This is a genomic window from Enhygromyxa salina (assembly GCF_002994635.1).
Classification (GTDB): Bacteria; Myxococcota_A; Polyangia; order Nannocystales; family Nannocystaceae; genus Plesiocystis; species Plesiocystis salina_B.
This window is the reverse complement of the sequence record NZ_PVNL01000065.1, coordinates 1-8585: the sequence shown is the minus strand read 5'-3', so window position 1 is coordinate 8585 and position 8585 is coordinate 1. Positions and strand designations below refer to the sequence as shown.

Annotated in this window: 8 protein-coding genes and 2 pseudogenes; 4 read left to right on the top strand and 6 right to left on the bottom strand. The window is 69.2% G+C overall.

Features of this window, described 5'->3' with window-relative positions:
- Positions 1-571 (top strand): annotated as a pseudogene (locus ENSA7_RS17525) (hypothetical protein); the annotation flags it as partial.
- Entirely contained in the window at positions 568-1086 is a 519-nt protein-coding gene (locus ENSA7_RS17520) for a low molecular weight protein-tyrosine-phosphatase (RefSeq protein ID WP_106090445.1), read from the top strand. The pseudogene ENSA7_RS17525 and the gene ENSA7_RS17520, both read left to right, overlap by 4 nt.
- A 7-nt stretch (positions 1087-1093) precedes the next feature.
- On the opposite strand, the gene ENSA7_RS17515 is transcribed toward ENSA7_RS17520, so the two are convergent.
- On the bottom strand, positions 1094-2359 hold the full coding sequence (locus ENSA7_RS17515) for a tetratricopeptide repeat protein (RefSeq protein ID WP_181233838.1): 1266 nt from the start codon (positions 2357-2359) through the stop codon (positions 1094-1096).
- Positions 2360-2422: 63 nt separating this feature from the next.
- Between ENSA7_RS17515 and ENSA7_RS43780 the strand changes: the two genes are divergently transcribed.
- Positions 2423-2908 carry a hypothetical protein gene (locus tag ENSA7_RS43780; protein ID WP_181233837.1) on the top strand — a complete coding sequence of 162 codons (486 nt, stop codon included), beginning with the start codon at positions 2423-2425 and terminating at the stop codon, positions 2906-2908.
- Between the two features lie 27 nt (positions 2909-2935).
- On the opposite strand, the gene ENSA7_RS17510 is transcribed toward ENSA7_RS43780, so the two are convergent.
- The 4 genes from ENSA7_RS17510 to ENSA7_RS17495 all read right to left on the bottom strand — a co-directional run bounded on the left by ENSA7_RS17510 (position 2936) and on the right by ENSA7_RS17495 (position 6330).
- Positions 2936-4672: a HEAT repeat domain-containing protein gene (locus ENSA7_RS17510; protein ID WP_146157808.1), complete on the bottom strand. Its 1737-nt coding sequence runs from the start codon at positions 4670-4672 to the stop codon at positions 2936-2938.
- A 144-nt stretch (positions 4673-4816) separates the two neighbouring features.
- Positions 4817-5587 (bottom strand): bactofilin family protein, encoded by a 771-nt coding sequence (locus tag ENSA7_RS17505; protein ID WP_106090442.1) that lies wholly within the window; start codon positions 5585-5587, stop codon positions 4817-4819.
- 3 nt (positions 5588-5590) lie between these two features.
- A complete protein-coding gene (locus tag ENSA7_RS17500; protein ID WP_052557719.1) occupies positions 5591-5905 on the bottom strand; it encodes a bactofilin family protein in 315 nt (104 codons plus the stop codon).
- Positions 5906-5952: 47 nt separating this feature from the next.
- Positions 5953-6330: a bactofilin family protein gene (locus ENSA7_RS17495; protein WP_106090441.1), complete on the bottom strand. Its 378-nt coding sequence runs from the start codon at positions 6328-6330 to the stop codon at positions 5953-5955.
- 345 nt (positions 6331-6675) lie between these two features.
- Between ENSA7_RS17495 and ENSA7_RS17490 the strand changes: the two genes are divergently transcribed.
- Complete coding sequence (locus ENSA7_RS17490; RefSeq protein ID WP_106090440.1) at positions 6676-8097, top strand: glutamate--cysteine ligase; 1422 nt, start codon at positions 6676-6678, stop codon at positions 8095-8097.
- A 12-nt stretch (positions 8098-8109) separates the two neighbouring features.
- Here ENSA7_RS17490 and ENSA7_RS43775 read toward each other — a convergent pair.
- Positions 8110-8585: pseudogene (locus tag ENSA7_RS43775) on the bottom strand (hypothetical protein); the annotation flags it as partial.

Genomic DNA, 8585 nt, shown 5'->3' with positions numbered 1-8585 from the left:
CGCTTCTGCTCCGGCCACGCCCGCTTCTGCGCCCGGCTCTGCTCCGGCCGACAACCAAGAAGCGGGCGCGGCCGGAGCAGAGCCGGGCGCAGAAGCGGGCGTGGCCGGAGCAGAAGCGGGGGCGACCACCGGAGCGGCTGAGGCCGGCGACGGGGCCGAGGTCGCCCCACCCGAAGACCAGATCCCGGGGCTGTTCGAGCTGGCCAAGAGCCTCGACAACGATGACGCGGCCGCTCAAAAGGCGCTCGAGGACGCGATCGCGGCGGGTGCTGCCAAGCTCGACGCGGCCAAGGTCGCCAACGCGCGCGGCGAGGTGCTGCTGACCAAGGGCGAGGCCGAGCGCGCCGAGCCGTTCTTCGTGTGGGCCCGCGACGCCCACTCGCTCTACGCCGATCCAGTCTTCAACCTGGCCAAGATGGCGGCGCTGGCCGGCGATCTCGAGTTCGCGAAAGAGCACCTCGCCGAGCTCGAGAAGCGCGGCAACAAGAAGCTCATGAAGAAGGTCGGCGTCGAGCTGGCCTTTGCCCCGCTGCACGACGACCCCGACGTGCGCAAGATCTACGAGCAATGAACGACCGATCGCGCCTCGAACCATCACAGCCGGTCGGCGTGCTGTTCGTCTGCTACGCCAACATGTGCCGCTCGCCGCTGGCCGAGGGCGTGTTTCGCCACCTCGCCGCCGAGCGGGGCATGCTCGATCGCCTGCACATCGACAGCGCCGGGACCGACGCGGTCGAGGGCTGCGAGCCGCACCCGCGCTCGCAGGAGATCGCGGCGGCGCACGGGATCACCCTGACCGGGACCGGTCGCCAGCTGGTCCGCGATGACCTGAGCAGCTTCGATCATGTCGTGGTCATGGATCGCCGCAACCACGACAAGATCGCTCGGCTCGCGGCCCCCTCGGCGTTCGGCGAGCTCGAGGGGTTTCGGGCCCGGCTGCGAATGCTGCGGGCGATCGCCGACCCCAAGGCCAGCGGGCGCGGGCTCGATGTCCCGGATCCGATCGGCTGCGGGCCCGAGCAGTACGCGGCGGTCTACGAGCTGATCGCCGCCGGCTGCTCGGCGCTGCTCGATGAGATCCAGTAACTCTTAGCTACAGCGTGGTCGGCATCGGCACGAACAGCTTGCGCTCGACCGCGGGCAGCTCGTCCTGCGGCGAGGGCATCGAGGGATCCGAGCTGTCCGCGTCGTCCGGATCGCGGGGCGCGAGTCGGGGCATCGGCCCGCCACCTTCACCGCGTCCGAGCACGATCCCCTGCAAGTGCCCGAGCTGGGCCTGGGTCAGCTCGATGAACTCGTTGTCGTAGCCGAGCTTGCGCGCGGTCTCGAGGTTCTTCTCGAACACCCACACGGCCTTGTCGATCACCGGGCGCAGCTGCTCTTCGAGCTCGAGGTAGTAGGTGCGCCGCTGGGCGTCGTCGAGCCAGTCGGGCACGGGCGCGTACATGATCGCGTCATAAAATTCTTCGAACAGCGACCCCAGCTGGTAGCCCGCGGCCGACACCCAGTACACGTGGCGAGCTCGCACGACCTCGTTGTAGGCCGCTTGCGCGCGCTCGAGCAGGGCGAGCTTGGCCTCGAAGTCGGCGTCCATCTGGGCCTCGGGCAGGCGGATCCGGACCTTGCGAAACTCGAGGTGCAGGATCGCGGCCCGATAAAATCGGGCCATGGCCACGAAGTAGGTGTCGGAGAAGCGCTCTTGTCCTGCGCTGGTCGCCGCCTCGTAGATCGCGTCGGCGTTGGCGAGCACGGCGTCGGCCTGCTCGAGCTGGCCGAGCTGATACAGCGCGAAGCCCTGGCGGGCGAGCGCCTCGACCTGCTGGCTGGGGATCAACGCGTCGCCGCCGAGCTCGATCACCTGTGCATACGAGGCGGCCGAGCGCTCCCACGCCAACACCTGGGCCTCGCACGCGCCGCGCCGCGCGAGCATCAGGTGGGCCGTGGGGTCATCTCCGAAGCGGGCCAGGAACCCGTCGTACGCACGGATCGCGGCGTCGAAGTCACCCAGCAGCTCGTGGGCCCGGGCCAGGCCCGCGTAGGCTTGGCGGCCGCGCTCGCCGGACCCGTCGTGGCCGAGGTAGCGCGCAAACAAGGTCGCCGCGCGAGCCAGCTCCCCGCTCGCGAGCGCGCGCTCGGCCTCGTCGAGCCACGCGCTTGGATCCGTGCTGGTCGCGCCGGATGGATCCGACGTAGACGCCCGATCCCCCGCCGCGGGCCCAGGCGCGAGTGGGGCCCCACCCTGCCCGCTCGTGGTTGCCGCGCAGCCACCCCCGATCCCCAGCAGGGCGAGTGAGGCGAGGGCAGCGACGAGCGCGGGCGACGACAGACGGGCACGAGCGAGGGTCGGACTTCGCGGCACGGCCGAGCATGACATGAGCTTCGGGCCCATGTTCCTGGTCACCCGAGGGAGTATGCTGCGACGGTGAATCAGCCCCCCGGACCTCGCTTCACCGGTCCAGCTCGCGCACGTCCGCGGGTCCGCCTGCTCACGGCCGTCGCCGTCTTGGCGATCACCGCCGTCGGCGTGGGTGGGCTCGCGAGCCTGGCCCAGAGTCGCCCTGCCCCCCGTCCAGCCAGCGCCGCCGTCGACCCAATTGGGACCACGCCAGCCAACGGCGCGCCGGATCCCAGCAGGCTGATCCATCACAGCGCGCGGCTCGAGCATGAGGTCCGCGAGGCCGAGCAGGCCGTCACCCGGGCCCGCGCGGCGATCACCAGCGCCCGGCGGCTCGGCAACGTCGACCCGGCGCTGCTGCTCGAGTTTGATCGGCGGCTCGAGCGACTCGGCGAGAGCCCGCTCGAGTCGGTCCGGCGCAGCTATGAGTCCTGGGGGAGCTCGGCCGAGGAGCTCGAACGACAAGGGCGATCGAACTTGCGCTCGATCGCCACCCCCGCGCGCGACCTGTGACAGCCGCGCGAACGATGCAGTGCGCGGCTACTCGCCGCCGCCGCTGCCGCTGCCGCCGCTGGTCATCTTGGCCATCGCCTGGCGGGCGGTCAGCCATGCGCCCTGCATGTTGGCGTCTTTGGTCAGCTCTTCCGCGCTCATGACGGACTCGAGCGCGTCGGAGCACTCGGGGCAGGGCGTGGTCCCGGCGACCCGCGCCGACAGCCACGCGATGTTGATGCGCGCCTCGGGGTCACGGGTCTTGAACGCCTTGGCCAGCTTGGCGGCGGCCTCGATGTCGCCCGGCTTGGACATGCGGGCGAAGTTGAAGGCCGCGACCTCGCGCTCGAACCAGCCCTTGCTCGAGTCCATCAGGATCTTTTCGTAGCAGGCGACGTCCTCTTTGCAGGACTCGAGCACGGCGAGGCCGGTGGCCCAGCCGAGCTTCTCGATCTCGGCCTTGACGTTGGCTTCGTTGGTGTCGATCGCGGCCTTGGCTGCGGCAGCCTTGGCGGGCGGGGCCGCGAGGATCATCCAGCGCGCGCCCTCCCAGCGGACCTGATACTTGAAGTCGGAGTTGACGGCCTCCTCCGGGTCGTAGAACCCGGTCGCCATGATCTTCTCCATGCACGCGAACGCCTCGTCGCCGCCGATCCGGCCGAGCGCGGAGATGATCTCCCACAGGTCGCCCGGGTTGTGGGTCGCGTTGCGACAGTGGCACAGCGCCGGGACGGCGGCCGGATCACCGATGAAGCCCATCGAGTTGGCCGAGAACGCCCGCAGCCCGACGGCCGCGCTCTGATCGAAGCCCTCTTCGCTCTCCTCGAGCGCGGCCACGTCGACCTCCTCGTCGCCGCCACAGTCTTTCTGGGGCATGTAGGCGATGAGCGCCTCGGTCGCCTTCGACGAGCCGATCACACCCAAGATCCGAACCGCGCTCTGCTGGACGACCTGGACGGGCACGTCTTTCTCGGCGGCGAGCTCGTTGACCTTGGTGTTCTTGCCCTCCATCGTCTCGACGAGCTTGGGCACGGCGGGCTCGCCGATCGCCCCGAGCGCGCGCACGGCTCGCTCACCGATCGACTGGGTGCCGGGCGCGTCGGCGACCGAGAACTGGACCGAGATCAGCACGCTGACGGCCTCGGGATCGCCGATCTGGCCGAGCGCATCGATGGCGGCCTTGTAGACGACCTTGGGCTGATTCTCCTCGGGCTGCTCGAGCGCGGTGATCAGCGGCCCGACCGCAGCCTTGGCCTTGAGCTCGCCCAGGGTTCGGGCCATCTCGTAGCGCAGCGCGCCCTCTTGGCCCTCGCCCATGTCCTTGCCGGGGCTCTCGGTCAGCTTGGTGAATTGCGCGATGATCGTCTCTGCGGCGGCCTCGGCCTTTGACTCGCGGATGCCCTGCAGGGCCAGCAGCGCCTGCTTGTGACCCTCGGCCGATCCATCGAGCTCGAGCGCCTTGTTCCACATCCCCACGGCCTCGGGCCGCTTCATGGCCATCGCCATGTTGAGCATCTGCTCGCGGTAGGGCGCGACCTCGTCTTCCGAGTAGAGCTCCTCGAATTTCGGCAGCACCTTCTCGGCGAATTCTTGGCGGCGCGTGTCCTCGGGATCGGTGGCGATGCCAGACACGATCCGCTCGAGCTGCTTGAACGCCTCCGCGCGCGCCTCCGCGTCATCGAGCTTCTTGACGTGGGTCTCGAGCGCGTTGGGGTCGCCCTGATTGCAGGCAGCAGTGGTGGTGACGGTGACCGCGAGGACGGCCGCGAACAGGGAGTGAATCACGAACTTGCGCATAGGGGCCTCGGGCGCGCATGTTACCTGGTTTTGCACCGGCCGTGGGTGGCGAAATTGTTAGAGCGCCCATCGTTTCCGACGGGCGCTCTGGACCGAGCAAACGCTGCTCTGATGGGCTGGGATCAGCTGGAATCAGCTGTTGCCGCGGCGGCCGGCTTTGCTGCGACCGCGGGCCGGCGAGCGAGCGGACTTCTTGGCCCGGCGACGGCGGCCGGACTTCTCTTCGTCGGCCTCTGGCGGCGCCTCGCCCTTGCGCAGCGCGGCGTGCTGCTTGATCACCACGGTGTCGTCGTCGTCCTCGTGGGCCCGACGCGATGGAGCTGGCGTGGCAGCGGGTGCCGAGCGCCGGACCTCGGGTGCACGCTCGCGCGAGGGGGTCACGACCTCTCGCCGCGGTGCGGGGGCCGAGGCCGAGCGCGCGTCGTAGCTGCCGCTGACCGAGCTGGCCGCGCGAGCCCGCGATGGCGTGGCGGTCTGTCCCCGCGAGACGGTCGAGCGGGGGACCGTCGAGGTCGCCCGGGTGCGCTCGCGCGCTGGCGGCGTGAAGCCCTCGCCGTCCATGATCACGTCACCGCGGAACGAGGCCCCGTCGGCGATGATCACCCGCGGCGACGAGATGTTGCCGACGTGCTTGGCGGCCTTGTTGAGCGTGACGCAGTTGAGCGCCGTGATGTCGCCGATGACGATGCCCGAGATCACGACGTCGCGCGCTTCGACCTGCGCGAGCACGACCCCGCCCGGCTCGACGTAGAGCGTCTCCGTGAGAGAGATCGAGCCCTCCACGCGTCCCTCGACGCGGAGGTCTTCCTCGCCCTCGATGCGGCCCCGGATCGAGATCGCCGGACCGACGACGGTCTCTTCGGTCACGTCGTCGTCGTTGGTGGAACGTGGTAGCGCCGACATTGATTAGGCGTCCATGTCGACGTTGCCCTTGAAGGAGGCGCCGTCGGCGATGAGGATGCGTGGAGCGTGGATGTCACCGACCACGCGGCAGTCGGCCCGCAGCTCGGCGCGATCCGAGGCGTGGATGTCGCCCGTGACCGAGCCATGCACGGTGATCGTGGCGGTCTCGACGTTGGCTTCTACGACGCCGTCGCGCTCGACGACGATGTTCTCGCGCAGGCTGATCTGCCCCTTGACGGTGCCGAGGATGACGAGATCCTCGTCGCCGGAGATCTCGCCGTCGACGACGATGGTGCTACCTATGACGGTGTTGGCCATGGAAATTGTGCTCCGTGTGCTCGGTAGTGGTGGAAGCGCGAGCCGACTCAGTGGCCGCGAGCGAGGACCTTGGCGAGATCTTCGGGAAGATCGACCTTCATCTCGATGGATCCGCGGAACCGCGCCCCGTCATTGATGATCACTCGGGGGGCGCGGACGTTGCCCTGGACCCGTGCGCCCTGCTGGATCGTGATCGAGCGGGCCGCCGAGATGTCGCCGATGACCTCGCCGCGGACTTCGACGCTGTCGACGTCGAGGTTGGCCTCGATCACGCCAGCTTCGGCCACGATCAAGTGACCGGCCAGGGTAATCGCGCCTTCGATCCGGCCCTCGACGACGAGGTCCTCTTCGCCGACCAAGGTGCCACGGATCAGGATCTGGTTGCCGATGACGCAGGGAGCGTCCGGTGCAGTGGGAAGTGCCATGAAAGCCTCGCGGGTGCCCGCTAATCGAGCCGGGGCAGGCTACAACCGTGCCCCCACTGGGTCAAGCTGGTGATCACGCGGGTCGGGACCGATCGGCGCGCTGGCCCGACCTGTGGCGGGGAGACTGTTCGGTACGCCCGCGCGAACACAGCACGTGAGTTTGAGACGTCCAGCCCCAGGATTTGTGTTTGTGTGCAGCGACGGAGCGTGCTCGTATCCGCGGCGATCGAGCGCACAGCCGAGCGACGTCCCCCACGTAACAGCGCGCGATCGCTTGCGTAACCGCGCATTGCTTGCCCGCCCCCCGAGGCTGGCCCGGCCCTTCCCGAGAAAGCCTCCAATTTGATGAGTGAGCCACGCTGGCGCGGTGACGCGCAACCCATCCAGTCCACCGACGAGCTCGTGCGGTGGTTCGAGAAGGCGCAGCGCCCCGACCAGCACTTGATCGGCACCGAGCAAGAGAAGTTCGGGCTGTACCTCGCGGACGGGGTGCCAACACCCGTGCGCTACCGCGAGCACGTGCTCCCCACCCTCGAGGGCCTGCGAGATCGCTTTGGCTGGGCGGAGTCGAAAGATCGTGGCGTCGCGGGCGAATTGATCGCGCTCGAGCGCGACGGAGCCTCGATCACGCTCGAGCCCGGCGGCCAGCTCGAGCTCAGCGGCAAGCCGCTGCCCACCGTCCACGACACCTGCGCCGAGTTCACGGCCCACTACGAAGAGCTCCACGCCGTCGCCAAGCCGATGGGCGTGGCCTGGATCGCCTGCGGCTTTCATCCCTTCGCGACCCGCGACGAGATCGACATGATGCCGAAGGGCCGCTACGCCGTGATGCGCGAGTACCTGCCCACGCGCGGCGATCTGGCCCTCGACATGATGCTGCGGACCTGCACGGTCCAGGCAAACTTCGACTACAAGGACGAGGCGCAGTGCGGCCGGCGGATGCGGCTGATGCTCGGGGTCTCGTCGCTGATCACCGCGCTGTTCGCCAACTCCCCGTTCAAAGAGGGGCAGACGGTGCCAGCGGGTCCGCCACCCCACGCGCTGGGTCCGGTTCGATCGCTGCGCTCGGCCACCTGGGAGCACGTCGATCCGGATCGCTGCGGGCTGCTGCCGTGGATCTTCGAGGGCGAGTTCAGCTGGGCGCGCTACGTCGACTACGCGCTCGACGTCCCGATGTTCTTCGTCAAGCGCGGGCACCACTACCACCCGCACCACGTGCCATTTCGCCGGTTCCTGGCCGACGGCTTCGTCGATCCGGACGGCACGATGCACCGGGCTACGCAGGCCGACTGGGAGCTGCACCTGAGCACGCTGTTCCCGGAGGTCCGCATCAAGCCCTTCATCGAGATCCGCGGCGCCGACTCGATCGGCTCGCAGACCGTGTGCGCGCTGCCGGCCCTGTCCAAGGGGTTGATCTACGACGACGACGCGCGCACGGCCGCCTGGGAGCTGGTCGCCGATCTGAGCTTCGCCCAGCGCATGGACCTGTGGAAGCGCGCGCGTGAGCACGGGCTCAGCGATCCCGAGGTGCTGAGCAAGTCCACCCAGCTGCTGACGTTCGCCCGCGCCGGGCTGGATCGCCTGGATGTCCGTGACTCGAAGGGCCGGACCGAGGCGCGGTTCCTCGACTCGCTCGACCGCCAGGTCGCACGCGGTGCGACCCCGGCCGGCGACGCGCTGCAGAAATTCGGCACGGCACCCGGGCGCAGCCCCGAGGCTCGCCGGGCCCTGGTCGAGTACTTCTGCTTCGCGGGTGGCCTCGGCTAGGTTGGCCCCACGTCAGTCGAAGTCGAGGTCGAAGTCCTCGGCGTCGCCGACGTGGCCGGCCTCGTCGCTGGGGACTGGCGCGTCGTCTGGGTCGGCAAACGGGGGTGCCAGACCGTCGTCCAACATGGGCTCGGACAGCGCCGAGGTCAGCATGTCGGTGGACGTGTCCAGCGAGCCACGCGGGCCGCTCTGATCTACTTGGTCCTCTTGATCATGTTGACCATGGGCAGCGCCGGACCGCTCGGGCTCGGCCAGCGCCTCGGTCTGGGCCATGATGTCGGCCTCGAAGTCGGGCTCGCTGTCGTTGCCGAGCAAGTCCGCGAGGATCTGATTGACGCGCTCGCTCTCGTCGGTGTCCTCGTCCGCGTCCGGGTCGCGCTCGCTCCTGCGTAGCTCGGCGAGGATCTGGTCCATGCCGCCGCCCTCGAGATCGTCGGCGGCCGAGGCCGATTGAGCGGGCCGCGAGGGTGGTGGCGGCGGCATGGACC